The following is a 24,519-nucleotide window of genomic DNA, read 5'->3' as shown; positions in this document are numbered from 1 at the left end:
TATTTGGCGCGTGTGCCAGTTAATGGCAATGCCAACAAACCTGATGAATAGTAAAATCATAAACTAATTTTGTTTTGAAAAGAGGGCTGACAAATGAAATACCCGGTAGTGGTGCATAAAAGTGAATATGGCTATGATGTGCATTGTCCAATCTACCATGGCTGCCACAGCCAAGGAGATACTTTAGAAGATGCTCTGGAAAACATTAAAGATGCAATTCATACATATTTAACAATGCTTGCTGAGGAAAACAAAGGCGCTATTTATGAGGTAGAGGTAAATGCCTGATGCTATTTACTGGTAACACTTTAGTTTTTTGAAAAGAAGCTATATAAGCGGCGGAAAAGCACTGTTGATTTAAACAAATGCGACATTATTATTTCAATAATGGAATATTTCCTTTGATAATATGGATAAAGAATATTTTTTGGAATTGGAAGAAAAAACTATTGTTTATGTGCACTTTAAAACAGAAAAGGGATATGTTACAGAATTTGTCGTAAAGCTTTTGTCCGCGTTTGAAGGCGAATGGCATGAAATTCTTAGATATGATAGTGGACACGGCTGTCCACATAAAGATATTCTCAATACAGATGGAAAAGTTACAAGAAAAATCTGGTATGATTTCCTCGATAACGGACAGGCATTGACGATGGCAATAAAGGATATTAAAGACAATTTCGAATTTTACAAAGAAAGGTATCAGAAATGGCTGAAAGAATATTAAAAGAAAATGCTATTAAAAAACATCTGGAAGAAGAAGGTTTTAAGGAAATAAAGGCATCGAATAAGCGCGCTCTATGGTATAAAAAAGCATCCGAAAGCCCATCTTGTTTGAAACGAGTTCAAGAGAAAAAAGCCAAAATTTGAGTTATTTAAGGTGAGAGAAGCGACAGCGCACTCCGACGGTTAGGGCTTAAAATCTGAACAAGGGTAGAGACACATTGCAATACGTCTCTACAATTTAGTTAATAACACTCTATGCGAGCGATAGAGAAATCAACCATAGAAAACATGTGGGCTTCGGGTTACAAACCCTAACCCGTAGAAATTTGGTAATTAAACAATGAGATTCAGAGAAAAAACTCCTTCAAAATCATTTATTAATCTTACTCCATTGGTGGATATGTTGTTCATTATCCTATTATTCTTTCTGGTTACCTCAACCTTTATCGATCAGCCAAATATTCAACTGGAACTTCCCACGACAAAACACACACCAACCAGCAAAGTAGATGAACAAGTATTAAATATTTCCCGTGACGGAAGGTTATTTTTCCAGAATGAACCTGTTGAAAGAAAAGTACTTATACAGGTATTGAAGAAGGCTTTTTCTCAACAAACGGAAAAGACCCTTGTTTTGCGGGTGGACAAAAATGTTCCCTACGGACTTGTCATTGACGTAATGGATGCCGCTAAAGGGGCTGGTCTGAAGAAGATAGTCGCTCCTACTATTGTTGACCCTGAAAAACAACCATAGCAGAATTTTGTTTGCGGCTTTTATCATTCTATTATAAAATACTCGTTGTACTGGAGAGGAGAAACTATCCACCAATTAAAAAAGATTGAAGCTACTGATTTCACAGAGTATTGATATTTTTATCTGAGCAATCCATGGTTTCAGGAAGCTCTCCCCACGTTGACTTATTTATGAAGATAAATTGTAGAGAAACCGTTTAATGAACTTGTCAAACGCAGGAGTATGAACCTATGCTGAAAAAAAAATTTATAAAAAGCAAATGCGTAACGTGTAAACAATGCATGATCGAGTGTGCGGTGAGGCATTCATCGTCCCGAAACCTTTATGATGCTTTTACCGAAAATCCAAAATCGCAGTACCGCTTGCAAGTGTCTATCCGGAAAGATCATCCATATATGACGGTGTGCCAGAATTGCGCAAAACCAAAGTGTATGGCTTCTTGTGAGTATGGGGCAATTACAAAATATGAGGATGGAAATGTTGTAATTGATACCGCAAAATGTGTTGGGTGCTGGGAGTGTGTAAGTGCTTGCCCGTTTGGCGCCATTACCAAAAATACTGAACTTAAATACGCTTTTAATTGTGATGATTGTAAGGGATTCGATACGATGGCGTGTGTTGAGGCGTGTAAAACAGGGGCTCTTGTTTACGTATAGGACACAAAATAGCCTGAATTTATACGCTGCACTATTAAGATGTTTTTTTTACAAAACCCATTGCTTTTAAAACTTTTTGCTCAAGCAATAGAGTAACGTGACGGATTTTTTACAGATAAGTCCTGCTGGTTTGAGAATTTTTTCTATGCAATGCGGGTGTTTTTTTAAAATAACAAATAGGGTAGTTTGGTGTAGTGCTTACCTATGCTAAAAAAACACAGCAAATTTTTTGAATCATTGTTGTTGCTTGCCGATTGGTGTGCCTTGTCTGTTTCATGGATAACCGCGTATTATTTACGCTGTTATGCTGAAATTATCCCTGTGTATAAGGGTATACCTCCTCTCAAAAATTACATCATTTTATTAATTTTTATGATTCCCCTTTGGGGAATTGTATTTAAGACATTTGGTTTATATCGTCCCCGCCGGGTTTCTACTAAATTATCAGAGATTATAGATATTGTGAAGGCATCTACCTTTGCAACATTAATACTCATTTCCCTAACGTTTCTTTTCCGTCAGGATGAGTTTTCCAGGGTAATATTCCTCTTTTTTTGGATTATTAGCATCGTATTCCTGTGCTTTATAAGGGTAATATTCAGAAAGTTTTTGCGGTTTATACGGCACAAAGGTTTTAACCAAAGGTACGCATTGGTTGTTGGCACGGAAAAACTGGGACAAGAACTTACAGGCAAATTAAGAAAACATTTGGAACTGGGCATACAGGTAGCAGGGTTTGTGTCGGACGACGCAAGCATTATCGGCAAAAAAATCTCCGGAATAGAAGTTATAGGTAAATTTTCTGATATTCGTGATTTAATTACACGGCATAATATTGATATTGTTTTTATCACATTGCCCTTTCACTCACATTACCAATTAAAAGAGGTATTAGAGCATATTGGCGATGAAATGGTTACGATCATGGTTTTGCCAGATCTTTTTGATTTTGTGACATTACGCGGAAATGTTAGTGAATTTGAGGGCATGCCCCTTATAAGCCTGCGCGATACTCCACTTTACGGGTGGAGTGTTATTTTGAAGAGGACATTGGATGTTGTTTTTGCCATCATTGTGCTGGTCGTAGCAGCCCCAATTATGTTAACGATAGCAATAGTAATAAAACTCACCTCGGAGGGGCCTGTCTTCTATAAACAGGAAAGGATGGGGTTGGATGGAAGACTTTTTAACCTGCTTAAATTCAGGACGATGTGCATAAATGCGGAGGAACAAACCGGCCCTGTCTGGACAAAGAAAAACGATCCCCGTTGTACGAAAATCGGGAAATTCTTACGAATGGCAAGTTTAGACGAATTGCCACAATTTTTTAATGTGTTGTGGGGAGATATGAGCATTGTCGGACCGCGTCCTGAAAGGCCTGTTTTTATAAAGAATTTCAGAAATACCACACCAAAATATATGTTACGGCACAAAATGAAGGCGGGGATTACCGGGTGGGCGCAAGTTTGCGGTTTCCGCGGCAATACGTCCCTTGAAAAACGTATAAAATACGACCTATACTACATTGAACATTGGTCGATGAAATTTGATTTGAAGATTATCTGGCTTACATTATGGCGCGGCTTTATCAACAAACATGCCTATTGATTATGGAACATAGCGTTAAAAAAGCCCTGCTACTTTGTTTTCTTCTTTGTGCAATCTATGAGGGTTTCTTTTTTACGGATAAGGGAAACGTTGCTTTTCACGTATCAGCAGATGACCATATTCCTAACCATGTATGGGAAATCGAACCGGAGAAAAAAGGTATTGCAAGCATTATTCTTGACATTGCCTCGGAATCCTGCCAGGGAATAGACAAAACACATTACCTTCAACAATTAGATGAAATATGTGAAAGCATAAAAACATCTGTAGGAAAAAATAAAACGCCGGAGTATATCATCAGTACGATAAATGCTATTCTTTTTGATACATTCGGGTTTAAATATACACAAAAGGGGGATATTGAATATATATTTCTAAATAAGGTATTGGACAATAAAATTGGAAACTGTGTAGGATTATCTCTCCTGTATCTTTGCATAGCAGAGAATCTTCAATTGCCGGTATATGGAGTAAGTGTGCCGGAACATATGTTTGTGCGATATGATGACGGAAGTTATAAAATAAACATAGAGACAGGTTATAACGGACTTTCCATACCGGATCGTTATTACATAAACGTTCCAGGAAAGGCTATCTCTGAAAAAAGTATTGTGAATGGATATTATTTAAAAAACCTTACCGTGGATGAGGTGCTTGCCAGTGTTTATTTAAATCGTTCCCTTGTTCAAAAACAAAAAGGCAATTTAAAAGATGCATTACACGACGTGAACAAAGCTATGGCATTGCGCGATACCGATGCAGTTGCTTTTTGTGACAGGGGCGTACTCCACGAAAAACTTGGCAATAATGAACTGGCAATAGCAGACTATAACAGGGCGGTTGATTTGAATCCGGATTATGCGTCGACGTATTATAACCGGGGGTCATATCACGCCAAAATGGAAAATATTGATACTGCCATAATGGATTATAACAAGGCAATATCATTAGACCCCGGCTCAAAATTGGCGTATTATAACAGAGGCATCGCATTCTATTTAATTGGACAAATAGAATCAACAATACACGATTTAAGCATGGTGATAACTTTTGATCCGGCATATGCCCCTGCTTACGCAGCGAGGGGACTGGCATACGCCGAATCAAATGAACCGGAAAAGGCGTTAAACGATTTTAATAAGGCATTGGAACTTGATCCGGGCAATGTAGATATTTACATGAAAAGAAGCATCCTTCATGCCGATGCAATGCGTTACGAAGAGGCGATACAGGACATAACTACCTTTATTGAATCTGTTCCTGAAAATGCCTTTGCATATTACATAAGGGCAAAGGCGTATCGCGGAAGCGGGCGTTTCAGGGAATCTCTTGAAGATTTTAACAAAATGATAGCATTGAAACCAATGCTTGCAGGTGTTTATTATGAACGTGCACTTGTAAAAAAAATATTAGGAATGCCTTCTGAAGCCATTTCGGATCTTAATACCTCCATAGAACTCTTTCCTTACAATCCCCTTGCATATCTTCATCGTGCAAATACTCACCGCGATTTAGCATGTAAAGAAAAAGCATTAAAAGATTATGTAACCTACTTAAAGCTTAATCCCGAAGCGCCAGATGCCGATGAAGTTATGGAAAATATAAAAAATCTGAAGAGGTAAATAAAAAGCAGGATATCCTCTTTTGCCTCATGGTGGAGGGGCGAAGCATTTGCTGTAAATTGCCATAAATACATTCCTACCCAAACTGGCAAATGCTTCGCCCCTACTTTTTCAAAAAACCAAATCCAGAACTCAAGAAGTGTTCTTTTTTACAAAAAAAAGTATCTAAGTCAATTAATTACAGTGAGATAGACAAAAGTTTGAGCAAAGACATTGCCATTGCGATTCGTTCTGTTACCACCAAACATTTAATTTGGTGTCAAATCAAATTCCACCTGATCAGGAGTTCTGGAATTATTACAAGATCTTTATAAATGTGATATACATCATATTCATAAATAAATATTTTTTATATAATAGCAAATAGTGAAACAGGCAAAACACATGTTTATTGTTTATTCACGCTATTGACCATACCTTAAATTATTACTGAATAAGTAATAATACAAGCAAATTTCATAGATGTTTGGCACAAGTATTGCTACTTTATTAATTATCATCGATAATTGTTTAAAAATTAGCGATGAATAATAAGAATTGTGAAAACTATGTCTGCTATTTTGATATATTTAAAAGCTGTGAGTACATTTTCTAAATTTTCACCATGTGCATTGAAATTGTATTTTTTTTAATGTTATAGAAGAAGATGGGGGATTTATATGTTATCAGAAAAGATTATTACACAGGACGTATTTGGCCCAAATATAGATTCAAAAGATTATTCTACTATGAAACACACTATAGAAAATGTGGTAAAAAGGGGGGTTGATATTGCCTGTAGTCTATTTTTTATAATGCTTTTTTCTCCAATATTTTTCTTTGTTGCAGTTTTAATCAAAGTGGATAGTAAAGGCGCTGTTTTTTTTAAACAAAAACGCTGCGGGAAAAGTGGTAAAGAATTTTTTATGTTAAAATTCAGAACCATGGTTGATGATGCCGAGATTTTGAAAAAAAATCTTCTTAATGAAATGGAAGGGCCGGTATTTAAAATAAAAAAAGACCCAAGGATTACAAGAATCGGATTATTTCTTAGAAAATGGAGCATTGATGAATTGCCACAGTTTATTAATATTTTAAAAGGTGAAATGAGCCTGGTGGGGCCAAGGCCTTTGGCGAAAGAAGAAATGGCAGGCTACGACCTATGGAAAAATATAAGGCTTACGGCAAAACCTGGCCTGACAGGTTTGTGGCAGATTTATGGCAGACCTACAGGGAAATTCGGTGATTGGGTAAAATATGATATAGCGTATGTACGTAGCAGATCAATATTTCTGGATATTAAAATTATCTTTTTGACCTTGTTTGCAGTATTGAGCAAAAAAGGCGCATGCTAAGCAATGCAAAGTCATTTAATTTTTAAGTCCTTGGGGGAAGGCAATTTAACCAGTAGTATCATTTTTTAATTTTCTATATCTTTCAAATGCCTTTCTTGCTTCTTCTTTCATACCTTTTTTTTCGTATAAGTTACCTAAATTGTTTAATATTTCAACGGTGTCTGGCTGTATTTCCAATACTTTTGAATATTCATAGATAGCACTATCTAACAGCTCTTTTTCTTCATAAATACGTGCCAGCGCTAGATGCAAGGTTGCATGTTTTGGGTTGACTGTTATTGCTCGTTTTAAAATTATAATAGCATTTTCCGACATATTTTCCTGGTTGTATGCTATTCCCAGACATAAATACGCTCTTAAATTGTTTTTGTTGAGAGATACCGCGTTTTCCCACTGTTCTATTGCTTTTTCATATTGACCGTTATAATAGGAAATAAGTCCCAATTCAAAGTAAGTGTTTGAGTTTAAGCTGATATTCAGTTTCTCAATATTTTCTAATTTTTCTTTTATTGCAACAAGTTTTTTGAGTGTATTGGCATCTAATGTTTTATTTTGAGTTTCAGGTAGAATCAATGAAGATATGAAGGCCTTTTTCCTTTCTGCAGAAAGGGCATTTTCCAATGCCTCTTTTTCTTTTTCAATAAAACCAACTGATTTGTCAAAAATATTCGTAAGTTCAAAATTTTTGTCCTTCAGTAAGGATATTTTCTGCTCAAGCCTTGTCGTTTTCTTTTCACTTTCTTTTTTAATAGCAGTTATTTCCAATAAATGATCTTCTCTGAATTTTTGTTCTAATTCCTTCATCTGTTTTTCGTGTTCTTTTTTTGAAAAATAATCCCCTTCATAAGAAGCGAGTTTTTCTTCAGATTCCTTTATCTTTTCCTCATAAAAAGACCTGGGAATGTATTCATTTTTTATTTTTTCATCATACTCGGCAATTTTTGCTTCGAACGCATTTTCATCGATCTTTTGCCGTTTCATGCGTAAAAATTTTAACGTCTTTATTTGTTCATCCTTTTCTAAAAGCAGTTTTTCATAATAAGGTTTTTCTTTAAGAAACCAATAGCAACAAAGGGAAACAACACAAATTGCAAAGATACTTCCGATAATCAAAGAAATCTGTTTATTTGTCCTGATAAAGGATGGTTTTTCTGCGATTGATGCAGTTTTTTTAAATTTATCAAGGTATTTAGAAATATTAAAAGAGATGAATTTCATGGTTGGAAAGCGTTTTGTTTTTATTTTGTAAAAATTGCAAATCGAATATTAGCAATTAGTCCCTGTTTGTTTATCAGGGGGGTAATAAGTCAGTCCTCAATCCTCAATTTCTGTAGGCTGTAGACGCTACGGTTGGCCTTTTATTACTCAGTTAAAATCATTTTTTTTGTTTATCATGAGAACGTCAGCTTCTTCACGCGTCATAGGAACAATTTCCATTATTTTCGCAGGTGTTCCATTGTTCGATTTTCTCACAGCCACTTTTGTCTGTGGAAGAAATTGTGATTTTCCGTATCTCGCTGTGATACGCGCAGAAGTGTGAATTTTTTCTTCCGTAATTTCACCGCGAAGCAACGTGATCGGACCTGGCACATCAATCAAATTTAATAGATAATCACCGGATTTAAAAAGGGCGGCTATTCTTTCATTTTCCGCTTCGTTCCTTCCTACAATGGCTTTTGTTGTATTATCTATTTTAAAATGCCTTCCTACCTTCAGAAGATTCACATCATTTACATCAGCATCGGATGTCTCTATCAAATCTCTCATGCGGTGCGCGAATTCCGGGTCAGTAAGCAAACATCCGCCGGCAGAACAAGGATAGTCTTTGATCTCAAAAACATCTGCCAGTTGTATCTGCTCTTTCCTGGAACGTCCTCTGATTTGAAGCAACTTTTCTCTGTCCACAAGCCCGAGTTTTTCGGGGATAGTCGGTTCCATATGCTTTGCGCACAATGGTCTCAATACCAGTCCGGTAAGATTTGCCTCTTTATCAATAATCCTCATAGCTTCCTTTCGCTGTGACATAGGCCTTTGCCCCAATACCTCCCCGGTGATAATAAAATCTGCGCCAATTTCGCGCATGTAGTCTCCTGCCGCATGGAAAATATTAATCCTGCAATCAATACACGGATTCATGTGTTTACCATATCCATGTTTTGGTTTTTTCACTATTTCCAAAAATCGATCTGTGGTATTAATTACCTTAATCGGTATTCCAAATTTTTCTGAAACTTTTACCGCCTCCAATTTGCAACTGCCATGTGAAGTACATCGGCAAAAAACTGTGACAAAGTTCAGCGCTATAACCTCAATACCTTGCTCCTGAATAACGCGTATCGCCAAAGTGCTATCTAAACCACCGGATAATAATGCCAAAGCCTTAGCCAACGTAATGCTCCTTAAAACAGTAAAAAAATAATCTTAACTTTCGTAACAATTTAGTTTTTTGAAAAAATAGGGGCGAAGTATTTGCCTGTTTGGGTATGAATGCATTTATGACAATTTACGGCAAATGCTTCGCCCCTACACTGTGATTATTGGAATTTTTCAAAAAACTAAAGTGTTACAAATTTTCAAAGTAACGCCTATTGCGGTCTTATTGAATGGTTTCTTTTCTGATCCAGTTCAGATAATCATTTGAGCCGCGAACTATAGGTACGGCGATAATTTCAGGTACCTCGTAACTATGCAATTGGCGGATACGGTCTGCAACTCTTTCAAAGAGTTCTTCCTTTGTTTTACAGATCATGAGCGCCTCATTCTCAATAGTAACCTTTCCTTGCCATTGAAATATGGATTCAATAGGATTCGTTATATTGCAGCAGGCAACTAACCTTTCATCCACTAATGTTTTACCTATTTCTCTGGCCTCATTTATTGAGCCTGCCGTTACAAATACAATTATTGTTTCCGTTATGTTAGCAGACAATTTTTTACCCTCTCAGTTCTTTTTCTATGGTGCTTTTATTGCATGTACCGCCATATTTCTTAAGGATCAATTCTATTTTTTCACTCTGTGCTTCATCTTCCGTAACGTAGACAAGCGAGCAACGGCAGCCGTTCGGGTTTTTGCAACGGTGATGCGGGGGTTTTATTGAATGATGTATTTCGTGGTTGGGTAAAAAATGTTTCCCATCAAGTTCTTTGCAAATATCACATGTTGAATCGTCCTTTGTTGCAGAATAAAACAAATAAGAAATTTCTTTAACACGATTTGTATTGAAAACATCTTTTTTTTGTTCAGTACGGCTTCTTGTACTCCCCTCCCTTTGTTTCCCCCCCTGTAGACTCTTTTTTAGCGAAAGGTACACCAGATAGATTATGGCAAAGATAATAATAAATCGCAACATTTCTGGTTTATCCGGTACCTTTTGGTTTTCTCAGCATGAATAAAAAAAGTCCTCCAACAACAAGCACCCCTTGTGTTAGTATGATACCCTTTATCCATATTGCAAAACAGTTCCAGAATAAATCGGCGCCACGAATTTGATCTATTGAGCGCGAAACGCTTACGAATGAATAAAGCGAAATTAGTGTAATAATCAGCGCCATAACAGTTATAATGAGTATTTTTAATTTTGGCTTTATGGTCATTTTTCCTCTCAAAGTTCATTTTTCTCCAAATGTAACAACTATTTCTTCAGAATTATTTTGTTTATCTGCAGATGCATTATTCTTCTTATTTTTCGCTTTCGAGATCAATTTGGCGGCAATATTGTATTCATGGAAAGCGTCATCAATCAAACCGCTTTTATCATAGGCATCTGCTAAATGATAAAGGGTTTGTATATTTTCCGGATCAATACTCAACGCTTTTTTAAACGCTGCTATCGCTTCTGAAAACATATCTTTGTTGGCATATGCCAAGCCAAGATTGAAATGTATTTTAGATGAACCAGGACTCAGTGCGATAAATTTGCTCCATGCCGATATTGCATCATCATAAAGGCCTGTTTGCATATAAACACTGCCTAGTTCTTTGTAAGCCTTGGAGAAAGCAGGATTTGAGGCAATAGCCTTGTTGTATATAAGGATTGCTTTTTCCGGCTGTCCTTTTTCTGCGTATGCCTCTCCAAGTTTGCACAGTGCATGGATGTTGTTCGGAGTGATTCGTATGATATTCTCATATTCTAAAATCGCCTCGTCATAAAGTCCGTTTTCCATGTAAATATCCGCGAGATTTAATCGGGCGATAATATTGGATGGGTCTTTTGCCAGGAGGTTTTTGTATAAATTTATGGCATCATTTACCATTCCCTTCATGGTATAGGTACAACCGAGATAGTAACAGGACATCAAATCATTAGGATACCCTACAAGGATATTTTTAAACGAAGAGAGGGCGTCGTCAAATAAACCACTCGCATACTGATTATAACCGATAATGTATCCGGGAGAAATGCCTTTAGTTTCGATTTGGAATTTTTTTTTCGTTACTTCAAGGCTTGCCTCCCTTTTGGCAATCTCTAAATTCTTTTTTGCCTCCATATCCTGCGGATTTATTTTTAATGCCCTCTGATGTTCGGCAATTGCCTCTTCAAACAAACCCTTCTTTGTGTACGCAAAGCCCAGATTATCGTGCGCCTTTGAGTAATCAGGATTCAGCTTAATGGCAAGTTTGAATTCTTCTATTGCGCTATCGTATTCTTGTATATTGCAATAGGACACGCCAAGGTTGTTGTGCGACTCTGCAAGGTCAGGATTCAAAGCAATAGCCCTTTTAAATTGGATGATGGCTTCATGAATCATGTCCTTGTCGAAATATTTCGTCCCAAGATTGTTATAATCCATTGCCAGTTGGTATTTTCTTGCTTTACTTTGGCTCACCGTCTCCCCTGTGTGACTAAAGGAACAGCCAGCACAGAACACTACGAGGCACATGAAAATCAATGTTTTCTTCAATTGCAAATTCCTTAACAAACAGTAGTTACAGGATAAATTCTTTTCGGCATTTTGCAGTATTAGTTATTTTAATCTATAGATAAATACTTTCAAAGTCAATATTAAAAAACAGTGATAGAAAGACATCTCCATGATTTCAAAGGAGGAAAAGCGGAATCTTTTTAATGGCATTTACACCTCTCCGTGTCTCTTAGTTGCTTGAGTATTTCACAAAAGTTCCATCACTGCATTTCTCAGCGTATTGGTAACATAAATGGTGTATTCCCGATCAGTCCTTGAATTATCAAAGGAGAGCGGTTTGCCAAATGATATTTTCACGTTCCTGTTTTCGGGATACGATAAAAATCCGTGCTTTGGCATAAATCGGTTACTTCCACTTATTGCCATAGGGACGACCCTTCTTTTTGATTTTAAGACAATAAGCGATATCCCTCTTTTGAATGTCCCCAGTGTGCCGTCTTCGCTTCTTGTGCCTTCCGGGAATATCACCAGTGATTTCTGTTTTGCGGTTAACTCATTAATTGCTTTTATGAGACTAGTGTATGCCTTTCTGTCCTCTTCCCTTTTAATAGGTATATGTCCTGAAACAGTCATATATGCGCCCAATACCGGCACGTGAAATATAGCCTCTTTCGAGATAAAACTAAAATTTACCGGAATGTACGCAAGAGAAAGTTTAATATCCATCATGCTTTGATGGTTTGCAATAAAGATGACAGGTTCGTTTTTGGGAATATTTTCCAATCCTTCCAAAGCAACCTTCATACCAATGATCTTAAAAGAAATACGGCTGAAAACCCTTTCCATCGTGTTAAATACCTTTTCTTTATTCTTTGTGTCCATACTGAGAAGTATTGATAGAAATGTGGCAAGCATCCAGGCAAAAACAAATGTTAGCCATGAAAACAGTGTGAAAAATATCTGATAGAGTTTATACATTTGGGTTTGGGTTCGCATTTGATTTCCTTAAGATGATTGCAGTATCACAGGGCATTTTAGTACTTATCAGTAATTTCTTTGCATTTTTTGGCTAAATATTTAATTGTCACTTCTGTAATCGGCAATCTACTGTCGGCAGTCGGCAAATTGCAGATTGAGGACTGAGGACTGTTTTCGTGCTTGTTTGGTTCTGGTTCTGGTTATGGCAGCTCAGGTGTATTGTTGTGGAGGATTGTATAACAAAAGCTACGGATACAAGCCTTGGTGTGGCAAAATAAAATAGCTACTTCAGGGTAACAAATCCTTTGTTTTTAATATACACCGTGATTGTTTTGTTAGAGCTTAGGTACTCTTCAATAATTCCCATGAATTCAATGACAGAATTGACATTTTTCGTTCCGACTTTGGTAATCAAATCGCCTGGTTCTATGCCTGCATGCCCGGCAGGGCTATTATCGTCCACTTCAAGCACCAACACACCTTCTTCTTTTTCCAGTCCAAGCGATCTCGCGATTTCATACGTTACATCATTGACAATCAGCCCTATTGAAAACTTCGAGGGTTCATCTTGTTTTCTAAAAGCGGCATATGTTCTTCCGGAAAGGTCTTCGGGTTGCTGTTCAACTATGGCTGTAAGGATGTTTTCCTCCCCATTTCTTAAAACTTTAATCATGATACGGGCATCTATCTTCGCATGTCTTATAACGCGTTGCAAATCCAGTGAATTTTTTATAACATCATCATTCATTTCACATATAACGTCTCCGGGAAGGATTCCCGCCTTAAATGCAGGGGTTTCGCTCCATACTTCCATGACAAATACACCCTTGTCTTTGACTAAGCCAAAGTGTTTTACCATATCATACTTATTTTCAAAACCAAGCTTCAACGCAAATTCATCGGTAATATCCTGTGTTCCAATACCCAGGTAACCCCTCACGATTGTACCGGTATTTATTATGGTTTCGACTGTCTCTTGCGCGATGCTTGCAGACAACGCAAAACCCACGCCTTGAAATCCGCCGGAACGGGTGGCAATTGCGGTATTCACACCAATAACTTCCCCTCTTAGATTAACCAATGGTCCTCCACTGTTACCAGGGTTAATGGCCGCATCTGTCTGGAAAAAATCTTCATAGAGAAAGGGAAGCGCAAGCGGGATTACATGTGTTCTTCCTTTGGCGCTGATAATACCCATGGAAACTGTTTGCTGAAATCCGAAAGGATTGCCGATAGCAATAACCCAATCCCCTACCTGTACCTCTTCAGGGTTGCCAAACCTTGCCGGCATAAATCCTTCACCATCGATTTTTATGACCGCCAGATCGGTATTTGGGTCAATGCCAATGATGGTAATATCATGATATTGCTCCTCGTTATACGTGACCACCGTAATTTCTTCCGGCGAATAATCGCTGATAACGTGATTGTTAGTCAAAATGTAACCGCGTTCATCCACTATAATGCCGGAACCAAGTCCTTTTTTGGGAATTGCACCGGCATGCGGGACCTGGTCAGGATTTGCCGGTTGGGCGGGATGATTATCTCCCCCATATACCTTTTTTTCCGTAATAAGGCTTACAACGGAAGGATTCACCAGCGCAGGAACCTTTCGAAATATTTCTATGATTGGTTTTGCGTGTTTTTCGAGTTCGACAAGTTCCTGCCTCAACGTCTCTGCATTAATATCCTGATTTGAGAAGACAAATCTATTGCTTGAGAAAAGGAAGAGTGTTAGCGGCAAAACAAGAAAGAGTTTTTTGGTAATTTTCATTTTTATTTTGATAGACCTTTCAGCTTTAAAATCAAATAAATACTCCCCCCAAAGAGAATTATATTGGCAAAAAAAGTACTAATAACAATTTTTTTTGCATGTTCAGGGTCGTTAATATTATGTACTTTAATAATGGCACAATACGTAAGGAAGATGATACTGCTATAAGAAATGCATATCCCGGTTATAAATAGGACTTTTTTTATTAAATTGGCATGTTTTGAAATTGTTGTCATATACAATCGCTAAGGAGTTGCAAAAGAAACATTCCCTTACAACTAAACAGAAACACAACTGATGCGGGAACACTACAATGTATTGTCAATAATTATACTTAAATTTAAAGAAACATAAAAACAAATTTTACATTAGTCACATTGGAACTTTTTATGAAATATAGTTGTTTTACAAAGCAACATTACTCTCCTTTTCTCAATGGCAAGCTGGTTTTTGTTTTCCTCCTTTTCTACAAAAACCAGCTTGCTGCTTTTTTTGGGGAATTTTATGTTGCAACGATAAGCACACAGAAACGCAGAAGGAAAACAAGCTGGAAATCAAGGGAAGTATTTGTTGCTATGGTGGTATTGAGTAATAGTGGATTGTTATACGAAACGGCAGTCTGTTTTCATTGACGAAACAGTTTAAACATATGTATCAAGAAACGAACCAACTTGCCTGCTAAAGGATATCTTTTCTAAGGGAATGGGTTTGTAATTCTCTGCTATCTGAAGGTTTTTCCCGTCATTGTTCACCTTTTTCATTCCATCAATTTTTTGCCCCGCCACCGTATTTCCCTTTTGTGTTTTTTCTAAGTTATTTGTTTTTATGGTATTAAGTATTTTTTTTATGTTTTCTGCGCGGGTATTTACTTCATTGCCTTTGTAAAGTGCATGCGTTTCTGGTTTTGGCGCTGGTTTTGTTTTTGTTTGAGAAGACAATCTTTGTATTTGTTTTAACAGTTCTGACGTCGATGAGTTCACATTATTTATCATATTTTTACTTTCCCCAAAACCACCTAATAATCCCATATACAATTTCTAAAGTTGCATAGCATACGAGCTATTTTCATGCCCAAATACGATAGTTACACGTTTTCGCCATGAGAGAAATAAAATAAAGCAGGAAACGATATTGTTTTTTTACTCGATATCTTTCTCCGAATAGATGATGTATTTGTATGTAATTTAAATACTTATAATTAGCGATATGTTTTCGGTAAGGCATGTTTCTTTGAAAAGAATGCGGATTATTTTTAATGTGGATACGCTGTTAATAAAATTTTTTTGGAAGGGGCTTTTATAAAGCATAGGATTTATTCACCGTTTAAAAAAAAACGATTATTGGTGATACCGTTGTGAAATTGGTCACAAAAACCAAAGAATTATTTGGTAAACGTAATTTGGAGAATTGCATTTCCCCTCATTTATGCTATAATCATTTTATAAAGTATTACATATTAATTTTTAATAAAGATAAAATAAGGGGGCGAAAGGATTCGACCGGATTGTACGATATATAGGTTGCGTATTGAGGTTGTCAGGCGGCCTCATTAAAAACCTGGCAAAACAATTAAATGCCGAAGAACCAATGGCAATGGCTGCTTAATTGACAGCCACGTTTCATCCGTTTTACCTGCGAAATTGATGAAACGAAGAATAGCAGGTTAGTTTAGACCTTTTGCACCGCGGGGTCTTAAATGAACTAGTAGTTGTGCTAGCTTTTAAAAACCTTGTCTGTTAGGGTTTTAACGGCGAAATTAAAAAACAGACTATATACGTAGAAGCCTATATTGAAACATCTAGGGACGCGGGTTCAATTCCCGCCGCCTCCACCAATTAAGTTATTGTAATTAAATATCTAATGATTTTAACCTGTCAAAAATAACATCCCCAATGTGTCCATGGAAAGCCATTAATTTCTTTTGTTAATGGCTTTTTTGGTAATAGTTCCCCTACCCCTATTCCTTCACTAATTCCTTCTGCCGCACAATTTTTCCCAAGGTGCAATTACATGGAGTTTCCAAATGTGTTTCGTTTGTTGCCATTCAATTGCTTCATTAATTCACAATTGAAGCGTAGGTGGCGAAGCATTTGATATAGATTGTCATAAATGCGTTCATACCCAAACGGGCAAATGCTTCGCCCCTACTTTTTCAAAAAACTAAAGTGTTACGAAAAAACAAGATGACACAGACATTAAGTTATTTGGCACTGCGTAATTTGGTGCAAGTTTAAGCGCGGCAACAAAAGCTGCTCTGCAGATAATCGGGGTAAACGAAAACACAAAGAAGATTTAAACAATCGGCACAACAGATTCTATATTTATTTTCAAAGGCAGCCCCCTCCCTTGTCCGGTCTGACGGTTCGCGTTCGTTCTTTTTTGTCTTCCGTGTCCATAGCATTAGTTTGATGGTGTTTCTGTGTAGTTAAGAATTACTTGTTCAATCTCATCCTTGTCTTTTTTGTTGTCCGACATAATCAATAATTTGTCGCCCTGTACTATGGTAGTTGTCCCGCTTGGTGTAATATATTTGTCACTACGGTTAATCAATACAATAAGTGATGTTTTCGGAAATTTGAGTTGAAAAATTTGTCTGCCGATTGCGTTTGAATTCTCTTTTATTTCTACTTCAAAAAGTTCATTTTTAAAATTGTCCGATAGTTCCAGTTCCAGCGGATAACGGGTTTTGAATTTTACAGGTTTAAATAAATAAAGCCACTTTGCAACAATCGGAATGGTTGTTCCTTGTAGCATTACAGAGGACAGCACGATAAAAAAAACAATATTGAATATCATTTCTGATTTTTCAACACCTTGAATGAGTGGATAAGTGGCAAATACAATAGGAACTGCACCTCTTAACCCAACCCACGAGATAAGCAAGCGTTCCCTGTTTCTCATTTTAAAAAATAAAAGACAAAGAAATACGGCAAGTGGTCTTGCTACAAACATCAGAAAAAGAGCAATGACACTTCCTGTTCCAATGAAAGGCAACATTTGTTTTGGAAACACAAGCAAACCAAGAGCAAGGAACATCACAATTTGCATCATCCATGCCTGCCCGTCATAAAACCGTATAATGCTTTTTTTGTGAATAAAATTTTCATTGCCAAGAATAATTGCTGAGAGGTAAACAGCAAGAAAACCATTGCCATTGAAAAAAGTAGTAATGCCATAAGTAAAAAATATGAGAGCAAGCGTCAGGACGGGATAAAGCCCGTCATGGTCAAGATTTATCTTATTAAGCATCCATATCATTGCCTTACCCAATAAGTAACCCGCAATTGCGCCAATAATCATTTGTTGAAAGAACATTGGAATTAATAAAGCAAAAGAGGTACCTTTATGCACGAGCAAAGATGTAATACCAATAGTCAGGAAATATGCCATCGGGTCGTTGCTACCCGATTCCAATTCCAGCAATGGTCTTAAATTTCCTTTTAGCCCTATGCTTTTTGAACGAAGAATAGAGAATACCGCAGCAGCATCAGTTGACGATACAATTGCACCGATTAAAAGTCCTTCTGTAAGTGTAAAGCCAGAAATATAGGAAATGAAAAATCCTAAAGAAACTGCTGTGAGCAATACTCCCAAAGTTGATAGAGTAACACCCTGCCACAAAACAGGTTTTACACTTTCCCATTTTGTTTCAAGTCCGCCCGAAAACAAAATAAAAGTCAGGGCAATAGCACCAAGTGATTGTGCAAGATTGGGGTTATCAAAGTGGATGCCACCAATTCCGTCCGAACCTGCAAACATACCCACTGCCAGAAAAATAATAAGCGCAGGAACGCCAAGTTTTCCTGTTGTCTTGCTGGCAAGAATACTTAACAATAATAATATTGAACCAATTAAAAGTAGGTTTTCTGTCGTAAGTGTCATTTCAAGGCAGTCCCATTTTTTACTCGTCAGTGTCCACTAAGCACGATCGTTTTGAAATGAAGCACAACTTGTTATATGCGTCATAAAAATACTCATATCCCATCTCCCATCATTCTTTAGGAGTATATGCGTAACTGCTGTTGCTTATTATCTAATTGACTTTGTAACCATTAATCGTAATATATTAAACGACCAAAACACGACTCGTTCCCAAACCTTGTGCTGAACATAGTGAAGTATCAGCTTGGGAACGCCGGCCTGTGGGCAGACAGGCAATTACGCAGGAAACTCTGTTTCCGGCAGGGATAAGAAACCAGACATATTGATTTTATTTTGAGAAACCGGAGTTTCTCTAACAAGTCGGTGTTAGACCGTAATGTTTACGCTGAATAGTTACTTTCAAAAAACGAAAACGTTACAAGAAAAACTTATCGTGACGATGCCTCTTCCACAGCCAGGTCTGCCTGGATGAGACCATATCCGCTGTCATAGTCAAATCCTGATTCTTCCATGTCAAGTGCGGTATCTTTAAGTATGGAATAAATGTCATCCGGCGATAGAAGTGGATTTGCTTCCAGCATTAATGCGACAACTGCCGCCGCATGAGGCGCCGCCGCTGATGTTCCAAAGAAGTTTGGGAATCCATCTTCCTCCCAATCCGTTCCGAAAAAAGTAGTATTCACTCCGTCAATGGCTACAATTTCCGGTTTTTTACGCACTTGTGGAGTTGAAAAGGTTCCATTTTCATCAAAAAATACCACTGTGTGCCCCGCGGAAGAGTAATATTCCGGAATGGCCGGATCAACGCCAAGTTCAGGCGTCTCAAAATATGCCGATGCGCCAACCGCAACTCCGCCGGCTGCGTTCGCATGCCCGTAGATTGTGCCGCTTTTTGTAGCATATTCGTTCAACGTTCCTTCAAAATTAAATAGCACGTATTTTATAAGCCTTGGCGCAGGCCCTTTGATATTTTCAATTACTATATTAAAATCTGTGTTTCCTGAACCAATGGGATTGTAATAATACAAGGCCTCCACCGGGTCGCCACCAATATTATTATCTATACCGTATGCAAGGACTGTTGTTGGCGGGTCGTTGGTAAGAAAGACGTCGATGTCGTTTTGGGAGACTGGAGGGCTTACCGAGTAGAAAGGAGAATCCCATTGAAGGACAAGGTAAACCTCTGTTCCTGGCGGTATGGTTATGCCCTGAAATGTATCGGTGTCAGCGCCGGGGTCAAAATCATGCGGTTCACCGAAAAACACGGGGGCTTTGCCACTCCGACGAAAGAGACTTTCATAGGCGTCCCGCCCTGAATTGCCTGCCGCTGAAAAATAGACTGCGCCCAAATCCTTCACAATATCAACCGCCTGGGCAATAATTCCGTCCTGAAACATCGGCTCTGCAAAATATTGCACATCATCCACAATGACATGTGCGCCCGCATCCGTTTTTAATTTTATAATTCCTGCGGCAAAATCCGCCATGCCATTAAATGCCGAATGAAATGCGAGACCTGCTCCCGGCGCAACATCGTGTATGATCTGCATCATCGCCCGTCCTTCATCCGAACCGGAAGAGCAGCCAGACTCTTCTTCCAGTACGGTAATTTCGAAGGGGAGGTCGTCATTTCTTACGTCATCTACTGCGCCATCCAAACAGTTAAAACTGTCCGATAAAACTCCTATGGTAATCCCTCTCCCATCAATTCCATAGGTATTGCGCGCCAAATCAGATTTCATCGCAATATCGCCCTGACCATCCACCTTTCCCGCGCGGGTTATGGCGTATGAAGGCCTTGCAAAACGGAGGTTTTCCAGTGCATCCATATTTTTAACCGCTTCGATGGGCATCAATCCCGATACCATATTACCATAAACAACTGCCTGCTTCATGCCGAGTGATTCAAGATGTTCTTTTAAAATAGCTGCATCATTTACGGCAACAGCATCAATAACCACCATATCCCCTTCTATTCGGTAGAGGGGCATTTCCGGTTCAAATTTTGCGATTTTTGCAGGAAATTTCGATTTTTCTTTGTAGGCAAGATATTCATCATATAATACGGTCAAACCGTGTTTTGCCCGCGTAAATTGCTTTTCCCTTGCAAGAATCATCTGCTGCACCGCTTCGGTTTCCCTCATTTCCGCATGAAGAAGATTTGGAGCAAAAATATTTAAGAGTACTGCAGCAAGCAACTCATATTTTAATAATTGTCTCATATTGGCTCTCCGTTCTATGGCAACTTCTCAATAAGTTAGGGTATAGAATCAAACAAATCAGGTTTTCTAAATTTGATCCCAATTATTTGAAATTTTTTAGTTAAAAGGGTAAGCAATTCATCTGCTTCGACAAGCTCAGCACAAGCGTATACTCGTTATTATTTAAAAAACTTAAACATCTGTTTTTAAACTTATCATAAATATCATAAATATCATAATATTTATAATGCAATATTTTTTTGCGAAAAAATTTCCGTAATCGTAGCACTTTAGTTTTTTGAAAAATCCAGGGGGTATTTTAAAAATGTAGTCTCGTTAGGGGTGGCGGTCTGTTTGTAGCACAATAAAATTCAATCCCGAAGAATTATAACAATTTACTGCATGGTTTGAGGATTTCCCGTTCTATCGTTTGTGGTCTGTGACTCATGAAAGGTAAAAATGCTTACATTAAAAAAACTTATTGCCCAATTGCTGTTTCCAGTTCCATTATGTCTTGAAATATTGATAGTCGGCGCCGTGTTGATGTTCTTTTCCAGAAAGCAGAAACGTGGGAAGTATATCGTTTTGTCTGGCATTCTGCTGTTTGCATTTTTCTGTTACTCCTCTCCTGTTTCCAAAGTCTTTATCAGACGTTTAGAATATAAATACCCTCCTCTTTTATCAATACAATCCTCCGATGATACAAGAGGAGCTATTGTTCCCGAAGTGAAATGGATTGTTGTTTTGGCCGGAGGGCATACTTCCGATCCGGATATACCGATAACCAGCAGGGTTTCCGGGGAAACGCTCGTTCGTCTTGCGGAAGGGATACGGCTGCACAGGTTGGTGCCTGAAAGCAGGATTGTTTTATCTGGGGGAAGGGTTTTTGATCCCGTTTCAGGAGCGGAAGCAATGGCAGAATTGGCAATGGCGCTTGGAGTCGAAGAGGAATCACTGATTTTGCAATCCGAATCAAAAGATACGCATGATGAGGCGAAATTTGTAAAACCCATTGTGGGGAATGACCATTTTATTTTAGTTACATCGGCAAATCACATGGCGCGCGCAATGGGAATGTTCAGAAAATCAGGGATGAGTCCCATACCTGCTCCTGCGGGGCACACTATTCTGAAATCACAAACAACCGCGCCCGGTGATTTTTTCCCAAGTTCACATGGTTTTGATAAGGCAGAACAAGTATTTTACGAGTACCTTGGGATACTTTGGGCTTTGCTGCGGGGGCAGATATAAATGCAACAAGCATCCCTTTTTGGAATTATCGTCAAACAAATCTATTTTCAGAAAAACATTACCGCTAAATTTCTGAAATCAGATTTGTTGTTATGATTTGCTTGACTATATTTAGATTCTGTGTTTCCAGTATTTTGGTTCTCTATGTAAATGCATGACGGCTACAATGCAAACCCCTTCTTTCTCTGCGGAATATAAAATTCCATATGGAAATCTTCGGACTAACGACCGTCGGATATCTTCCTCTATAATTGGCCAGGCTTTTGGGAAAGCTATCATTCTTTCAATAGCTGAATATACCTCAATAGCAAAGTCGTATCCCAAACCTGATTCCCTTTCTTCATAATACTCAATCGCTTCAATGAATTCTATCTCTGCTTCGGGATGAAAGGAATATTTCACTTTAAGAACTTATTCCATATTTTTTCAAATACTTCTTCACCTTGTATTGTTTTTACTTTACCAGAACGAAGTTCCTCAAGTCGTCGTTTAGCCACTGATACCCATTTTTTTTCTATTTCCAATTCCGGTGGGTTTAGACTTTTTAACAAAGAATCAATAACCATCGCCCTCTCTTCAACAGGCAAAGAAGTTGCTTCTTCTATAAGGTCTTTTATTTTCATAATTCTGCAATAGTTTAGTTTTTTAAAAACGTATTCAATTCACTGCATTTTTACAAAAAATTGAGGTGCATCCCCCTTGGAGTATTTTGGGTTTTGCTGCGGGGCAAATATAAATGCAACCCGCAGCCTTTCTCTGATTTTTCAGGCCAGTTCTTAAAAAAGGGGTTCCTGATCTACAGGCGAAACCCTTCCAGTTTTTTTACTCTAAAGACCACGCTTCAACGGCTCCAACATCTTTTTCAAAGCCCTTGAGATACCTGAAATATTCTCCGTCCGTGTTGAGAATAAGCCGTGTCTGTGAGCTTATTGTGGTTTTATAAGTTTCCAGTGTTTTGAGAAAGGAATATAATTCCGGGGCTTTTGTATATGCTTCCGCGTAAACCTTAATGGCCTCTGCATCAGCTTGTCCCCTGGTTTCTTCTGCCGTACGATACCCTTCCGATTCGATTCTCTCCAGTTCCTTCCTCATCGTGCCTAAAATTTCAGCTTCTTCCCTTCTCCCTTCTGATTCATATTTATTTGCGATGCGGATACGTTCCGAGCGCATACGATCATAAATCTTTGGGATTACTGCCGCCACGTAGTTAATGTATTTTATTCTCACATCCACCAATTCAATCCCGTACCGGTCTTCAAGCGAGCGTCGTGCCATAGCAAGAATTTCTGCTGTAATTTCATCGCGGCCTTTTTTAATGATTACTTTTTTTGTTTCTTCCGCTACTTCAAGCTCCTTTGTCGTATATTCCAGTTTACGATTGGAGTTTCGGAGAACCTCTTTTAACGGATAGGCGCTCACAACGTTTTTCACAGCCGACTCGATAACCTCATCAAGCAATCCCTGTCCGCGTGCTTCTATGCCCAGCGAAGTATAAAATTTGAGAGGATCGACAATTTTCCATCGCGCCCAGGAAGCTACGCCTATGTTTTCCTTATCCCTTGTGAGAATATCACTAATATCACCCGTCCAGTTTAGTATGCGTTTATTAAAATATCTGACGTCCTGAATAAATGGGGTTTTTACATGAAGTCCATGTACCACCGTCGTTCGCACGGGTTTTCCAAACTGCGTGATAACGGCCTGCAATCGTTCATCAACAACATACAGGGAACTTTTCAGGAATATTGCAATGATGCCTATTGCGATTAGTATAATTATAACGTTCCTTTTCATTTCTTCATTCCCTCCTCATTGAGGCCAAGGATAGGTAATAATCCTTTTAAATCTTTATCGATAATATACAATTTTTCGCATTTTGGCAACACATCCGCCATCGTCTCAAGGAAGAGCCTCCGCCTTGTTACATCTTCCGCCTTTTTGTATTCTTCATATACTGCAAGAAATGCCTTTACGTCCCCTGTTGCTCTGTTTATCCTTCTTACATAATATCCTTCAGCCTCCCTGATTGCCTGCTCTTTTTTCCCTTCAGCCGCGGGCAGTAGTTTATTTTTCTGACCTTCCGCCTCATTAATGATTTTATCTTTGTTTTGTATTGCCTGGTTTACCGCATTAAAGGCGTCCTTGACGGCAAGAGGAGGATCAACTCCTTTGAGCAAAACCGATTGAATGCTGATACCGCATTTATATTCATCCAGGCCTTTTTGTATATTTTCTTTGGCCATTTGCTCTATTTCGATCCTGCCAATGGTTAAAACTTCATCGATGGAGAGGTCTCCCACCAGTGTCCTCATTACCGATTGCGAAATGCCACGGATTGTTTCACGAACGTCCCTTACATTGAAAAAATACTCTTCTAAGGCTTTAATTTTGTAGCGAATAACCCAATTCACTTCCGCACAATTAAGATCCGCGGTAAGCATAAGTTTTTCCTCCTGCGCCGCAGGGAATTCATAGTCCACAATACTCGTGGTGCCGCGTTGTCTTGTTCTGAAGCCAAATTCCTCGTTATAGATTGTTTTTACCTCTCCTTTTAGTATTTTATCAATGCCGTAAGGAATTTTAGTATGCAATCCTGGTCCAACCGTTTCTTTATATTTTCCGAACCGTAAAACTACCGCTTCTTCATTTGCCTTTACCGTGTAAAATGCCGAATACCCGCTAATGATAATGAAGATCAGCATAATGATGGGTGGGAGAAACTTTTTTAATGGCTGCAAGGATATTTGTTCGAAATTTATATCCGGCTGTTTTCTGCGCGGTCCATAATCAGGCATTTACGACCTCCTTTTCTCTAATCACTCAATTGGCAGCACGGTGTTGTGCATTGCCGTATCAATGCGTTGTTGACA

The 24,519-nt window shown here is 38.3% G+C and carries 25 protein-coding genes and 1 other RNA gene; 11 read left to right on the top strand and 15 right to left on the bottom strand.

All coding sequences use genetic code 11. The features are described from left to right. The first annotated feature begins 93 nt into the window (after positions 1-93). The 8 genes from KSMBR1_RS12230 to KSMBR1_RS12200 all read left to right on the top strand — a co-directional run bounded on the left by KSMBR1_RS12230 (position 94) and on the right by KSMBR1_RS12200 (position 6,700). The gene (locus tag KSMBR1_RS12230; protein WP_099325586.1) at positions 94-288 is read left to right on the top strand and encodes a type II toxin-antitoxin system HicB family antitoxin; all 195 of its coding nucleotides are present in this window, start codon (positions 94-96) and stop codon (positions 286-288) included. Positions 289-409: 121 nt separating this feature from the next. Further along, a complete protein-coding gene (locus tag KSMBR1_RS12225; RefSeq protein WP_099325585.1) occupies positions 410-727 on the top strand; it encodes a DUF7718 family protein in 318 nt (105 codons plus the stop codon). Continuing rightward, complete coding sequence (locus tag KSMBR1_RS21055) at positions 709-870, top strand: hypothetical protein (RefSeq protein ID WP_157820564.1); 162 nt, start codon at positions 709-711, stop codon at positions 868-870. The genes KSMBR1_RS12225 and KSMBR1_RS21055 overlap by 19 nt, the downstream gene beginning before the upstream one ends. 196 nt (positions 871-1,066) lie before the next feature. Further along, a complete protein-coding gene (locus KSMBR1_RS12220) occupies positions 1,067-1,480 on the top strand; it encodes an ExbD/TolR family protein (protein ID WP_099325584.1) in 414 nt (137 codons plus the stop codon). A gap of 230 nt (positions 1,481-1,710) precedes the next feature. Beyond that, a complete protein-coding gene (locus KSMBR1_RS12215; protein WP_099325583.1) occupies positions 1,711-2,136 on the top strand; it encodes a 4Fe-4S dicluster domain-containing protein in 426 nt (141 codons plus the stop codon). A 204-nt stretch (positions 2,137-2,340) separates the two neighbouring features. Continuing rightward, positions 2,341-3,744 (top strand): undecaprenyl-phosphate glucose phosphotransferase, encoded by a 1,404-nt coding sequence (locus KSMBR1_RS12210; RefSeq protein ID WP_099325582.1) that lies wholly within the window; start codon positions 2,341-2,343, stop codon positions 3,742-3,744. A 2-nt stretch (positions 3,745-3,746) separates the two neighbouring features. Then, positions 3,747-5,366, top strand: a complete 1,620-nt coding sequence (locus KSMBR1_RS12205) for a tetratricopeptide repeat protein (RefSeq protein ID WP_164995566.1) — start codon at positions 3,747-3,749, stop codon at positions 5,364-5,366. Positions 5,367-6,025: 659 nt separating this feature from the next. Next, entirely contained in the window at positions 6,026-6,700 is a 675-nt protein-coding gene (locus KSMBR1_RS12200; RefSeq protein WP_099325580.1) for a sugar transferase, read from the top strand. Positions 6,701-6,745: 45 nt separating this feature from the next. On the opposite strand, the gene KSMBR1_RS12195 is transcribed toward KSMBR1_RS12200, so the two are convergent. The 8 genes from KSMBR1_RS12195 to KSMBR1_RS12160 all read right to left on the bottom strand — a co-directional run bounded on the left by KSMBR1_RS12195 (position 6,746) and on the right by KSMBR1_RS12160 (position 14,315). After that, on the bottom strand, positions 6,746-7,918 hold the full coding sequence (locus tag KSMBR1_RS12195) for a tetratricopeptide repeat protein (protein ID WP_099325579.1): 1,173 nt from the start codon (positions 7,916-7,918) through the stop codon (positions 6,746-6,748). Between the two features lie 147 nt (positions 7,919-8,065). After that, entirely contained in the window at positions 8,066-9,088 is a 1,023-nt protein-coding gene (locus tag KSMBR1_RS12190) for a hypothetical protein (protein ID WP_099325578.1), read from the bottom strand. Positions 9,089-9,296: 208 nt separating this feature from the next. Next, positions 9,297-9,629 (bottom strand): divalent-cation tolerance protein CutA, encoded by a 333-nt coding sequence (gene cutA, locus KSMBR1_RS12185; protein ID WP_197705188.1) that lies wholly within the window; start codon positions 9,627-9,629, stop codon positions 9,297-9,299. 4 nt (positions 9,630-9,633) lie between these two features. Then, complete coding sequence (locus KSMBR1_RS12180; protein WP_099325577.1) at positions 9,634-10,050, bottom strand: phage minor head protein; 417 nt, start codon at positions 10,048-10,050, stop codon at positions 9,634-9,636. 7 nt (positions 10,051-10,057) lie between these two features. Then, positions 10,058-10,294 (bottom strand): hypothetical protein, encoded by a 237-nt coding sequence (locus KSMBR1_RS12175; RefSeq protein ID WP_099325576.1) that lies wholly within the window; start codon positions 10,292-10,294, stop codon positions 10,058-10,060. 15 nt (positions 10,295-10,309) lie between these two features. Further along, complete coding sequence (locus KSMBR1_RS12170; protein ID WP_169703911.1) at positions 10,310-11,527, bottom strand: tetratricopeptide repeat protein; 1,218 nt, start codon at positions 11,525-11,527, stop codon at positions 10,310-10,312. Between the two features lie 282 nt (positions 11,528-11,809). Next, positions 11,810-12,559: a lysophospholipid acyltransferase family protein gene (locus KSMBR1_RS12165; RefSeq protein ID WP_099325574.1), complete on the bottom strand. Its 750-nt coding sequence runs from the start codon at positions 12,557-12,559 to the stop codon at positions 11,810-11,812. Between the two features lie 265 nt (positions 12,560-12,824). After that, positions 12,825-14,315 (bottom strand): trypsin-like peptidase domain-containing protein, encoded by a 1,491-nt coding sequence (locus KSMBR1_RS12160; protein ID WP_099325573.1) that lies wholly within the window; start codon positions 14,313-14,315, stop codon positions 12,825-12,827. Positions 14,316-14,704: 389 nt separating this feature from the next. Here KSMBR1_RS12160 and KSMBR1_RS12150 point away from each other — a divergent pair, with 389 nt between their 5' ends. Continuing rightward, positions 14,705-14,947 (top strand): hypothetical protein, encoded by a 243-nt coding sequence (locus KSMBR1_RS12150; protein ID WP_099325571.1) that lies wholly within the window; start codon positions 14,705-14,707, stop codon positions 14,945-14,947. 9 nt (positions 14,948-14,956) lie between these two features. Here the strand turns inward: KSMBR1_RS12150 and KSMBR1_RS12145 are convergent, their stop codons facing one another. After that, the gene (locus tag KSMBR1_RS12145; protein ID WP_157820561.1) at positions 14,957-15,307 is read right to left on the bottom strand and encodes a hypothetical protein; all 351 of its coding nucleotides are present in this window, start codon (positions 15,305-15,307) and stop codon (positions 14,957-14,959) included. Positions 15,308-15,796: 489 nt separating this feature from the next. On the opposite strand from KSMBR1_RS12145, the gene ssrA reads away from it, so the two are divergent. Continuing rightward, positions 15,797-16,149, top strand: a transfer-messenger RNA (tmRNA) gene (gene ssrA / locus KSMBR1_RS12140). A gap of 566 nt (positions 16,150-16,715) precedes the next feature. Here ssrA and KSMBR1_RS12135 read toward each other — a convergent pair. Both KSMBR1_RS12135 and KSMBR1_RS12130 read right to left on the bottom strand, forming a co-directional pair. Then, positions 16,716-18,197 carry a potassium/proton antiporter gene (locus tag KSMBR1_RS12135; RefSeq protein WP_099325569.1) on the bottom strand — a complete coding sequence of 494 codons (1,482 nt, stop codon included), beginning with the start codon at positions 18,195-18,197 and terminating at the stop codon, positions 16,716-16,718. Between the two features lie 428 nt (positions 18,198-18,625). Beyond that, positions 18,626-20,419: a S8 family peptidase gene (locus tag KSMBR1_RS12130; RefSeq protein WP_099325568.1), complete on the bottom strand. Its 1,794-nt coding sequence runs from the start codon at positions 20,417-20,419 to the stop codon at positions 18,626-18,628. A 438-nt stretch (positions 20,420-20,857) separates the two neighbouring features. Between KSMBR1_RS12130 and KSMBR1_RS12125 the strand changes: the two genes are divergently transcribed. Further along, positions 20,858-21,649 (top strand): ElyC/SanA/YdcF family protein, encoded by a 792-nt coding sequence (locus KSMBR1_RS12125; protein ID WP_099325567.1) that lies wholly within the window; start codon positions 20,858-20,860, stop codon positions 21,647-21,649. A gap of 111 nt (positions 21,650-21,760) precedes the next feature. On the opposite strand, the gene KSMBR1_RS12120 is transcribed toward KSMBR1_RS12125, so the two are convergent. The 4 genes from KSMBR1_RS12120 to hflK all read right to left on the bottom strand — a co-directional run bounded on the left by KSMBR1_RS12120 (position 21,761) and on the right by hflK (position 24,444). Beyond that, complete coding sequence (locus tag KSMBR1_RS12120) at positions 21,761-22,051, bottom strand: plasmid stabilization protein (RefSeq protein WP_099325566.1); 291 nt, start codon at positions 22,049-22,051, stop codon at positions 21,761-21,763. Next, positions 22,048-22,272 (bottom strand): addiction module protein, encoded by a 225-nt coding sequence (locus KSMBR1_RS12115; RefSeq protein WP_099325565.1) that lies wholly within the window; start codon positions 22,270-22,272, stop codon positions 22,048-22,050. The genes KSMBR1_RS12120 and KSMBR1_RS12115 overlap by 4 nt, the downstream gene beginning before the upstream one ends. Positions 22,273-22,471: 199 nt before the next feature. Next, positions 22,472-23,443, bottom strand: a complete 972-nt coding sequence (gene hflC, locus KSMBR1_RS12110; protein WP_099325564.1) for a protease modulator HflC — start codon at positions 23,441-23,443, stop codon at positions 22,472-22,474. Next, the gene (hflK, locus tag KSMBR1_RS12105) at positions 23,440-24,444 is read right to left on the bottom strand and encodes an FtsH protease activity modulator HflK (protein WP_099325563.1); all 1,005 of its coding nucleotides are present in this window, start codon (positions 24,442-24,444) and stop codon (positions 23,440-23,442) included. Before hflK ends, hflC begins: the two co-directional genes overlap by 4 nt. Positions 24,445-24,519: the final 75 nt, after the last annotated feature.

Source organism: Candidatus Kuenenia stuttgartiensis (genome assembly GCF_900232105.1).
In the GTDB taxonomy this organism is placed as follows: Bacteria; Planctomycetota; Brocadiia; order Brocadiales; family Brocadiaceae; genus Kuenenia; species Kuenenia stuttgartiensis_A.
The sequence above is the reverse complement of the archived record's forward strand: the minus strand, read 5'-3'. Positions and strand labels throughout refer to the sequence as shown.

Excerpts from the sequence above, each read along its gene's own strand:
- KSMBR1_RS12230 (WP_099325586.1), top strand. The coding sequence starts at position 94 with ATGAAATACCCGGTAGTGGTGCATAAAAGTGAATATGGCTATGATGTG.
- KSMBR1_RS12225 (WP_099325585.1), top strand. The coding sequence starts at position 410 with ATGGATAAAGAATATTTTTTGGAATTGGAAGAAAAAACTATTGTTTAT.
- KSMBR1_RS21055 (WP_157820564.1), top strand. The coding sequence starts at position 709 with ATGGCTGAAAGAATATTAAAAGAAAATGCTATTAAAAAACATCTGGAA.
- KSMBR1_RS12220 (WP_099325584.1), top strand. The coding sequence starts at position 1,067 with ATGAGATTCAGAGAAAAAACTCCTTCAAAATCATTTATTAATCTTACT.
- KSMBR1_RS12215 (WP_099325583.1), top strand. The coding sequence starts at position 1,711 with ATGCTGAAAAAAAAATTTATAAAAAGCAAATGCGTAACGTGTAAACAA.
- KSMBR1_RS12210 (WP_099325582.1), top strand. The coding sequence starts at position 2,341 with ATGCTAAAAAAACACAGCAAATTTTTTGAATCATTGTTGTTGCTTGCC.
- KSMBR1_RS12205 (WP_164995566.1), top strand. The coding sequence starts at position 3,747 with ATGGAACATAGCGTTAAAAAAGCCCTGCTACTTTGTTTTCTTCTTTGT.
- KSMBR1_RS12200 (WP_099325580.1), top strand. The coding sequence starts at position 6,026 with ATGTTATCAGAAAAGATTATTACACAGGACGTATTTGGCCCAAATATA.
- KSMBR1_RS12195 (WP_099325579.1), bottom strand. The coding sequence starts at position 7,918 with ATGAAATTCATCTCTTTTAATATTTCTAAATACCTTGATAAATTTAAA.
- KSMBR1_RS12180 (WP_099325577.1), bottom strand. The coding sequence starts at position 10,050 with ATGTTGCGATTTATTATTATCTTTGCCATAATCTATCTGGTGTACCTT.
- KSMBR1_RS12175 (WP_099325576.1), bottom strand. The coding sequence starts at position 10,294 with ATGACCATAAAGCCAAAATTAAAAATACTCATTATAACTGTTATGGCG.
- KSMBR1_RS12165 (WP_099325574.1), bottom strand. The coding sequence starts at position 12,559 with ATGCGAACCCAAACCCAAATGTATAAACTCTATCAGATATTTTTCACA.
- KSMBR1_RS12160 (WP_099325573.1), bottom strand. The coding sequence starts at position 14,315 with ATGAAAATTACCAAAAAACTCTTTCTTGTTTTGCCGCTAACACTCTTC.
- KSMBR1_RS12150 (WP_099325571.1), top strand. The coding sequence starts at position 14,705 with ATGAAATATAGTTGTTTTACAAAGCAACATTACTCTCCTTTTCTCAAT.
- KSMBR1_RS12145 (WP_157820561.1), bottom strand. The coding sequence starts at position 15,307 with ATGATAAATAATGTGAACTCATCGACGTCAGAACTGTTAAAACAAATA.
- KSMBR1_RS12135 (WP_099325569.1), bottom strand. The coding sequence starts at position 18,197 with ATGACACTTACGACAGAAAACCTACTTTTAATTGGTTCAATATTATTA.
- KSMBR1_RS12130 (WP_099325568.1), bottom strand. The coding sequence starts at position 20,419 with ATGAGACAATTATTAAAATATGAGTTGCTTGCTGCAGTACTCTTAAAT.
- KSMBR1_RS12125 (WP_099325567.1), top strand. The coding sequence starts at position 20,858 with ATGCTTACATTAAAAAAACTTATTGCCCAATTGCTGTTTCCAGTTCCA.
- KSMBR1_RS12115 (WP_099325565.1), bottom strand. The coding sequence starts at position 22,272 with ATGAAAATAAAAGACCTTATAGAAGAAGCAACTTCTTTGCCTGTTGAA.
- hflC (WP_099325564.1), bottom strand. The coding sequence starts at position 23,443 with ATGAAAAGGAACGTTATAATTATACTAATCGCAATAGGCATCATTGCA.
- hflK (WP_099325563.1), bottom strand. The coding sequence starts at position 24,444 with ATGCCTGATTATGGACCGCGCAGAAAACAGCCGGATATAAATTTCGAA.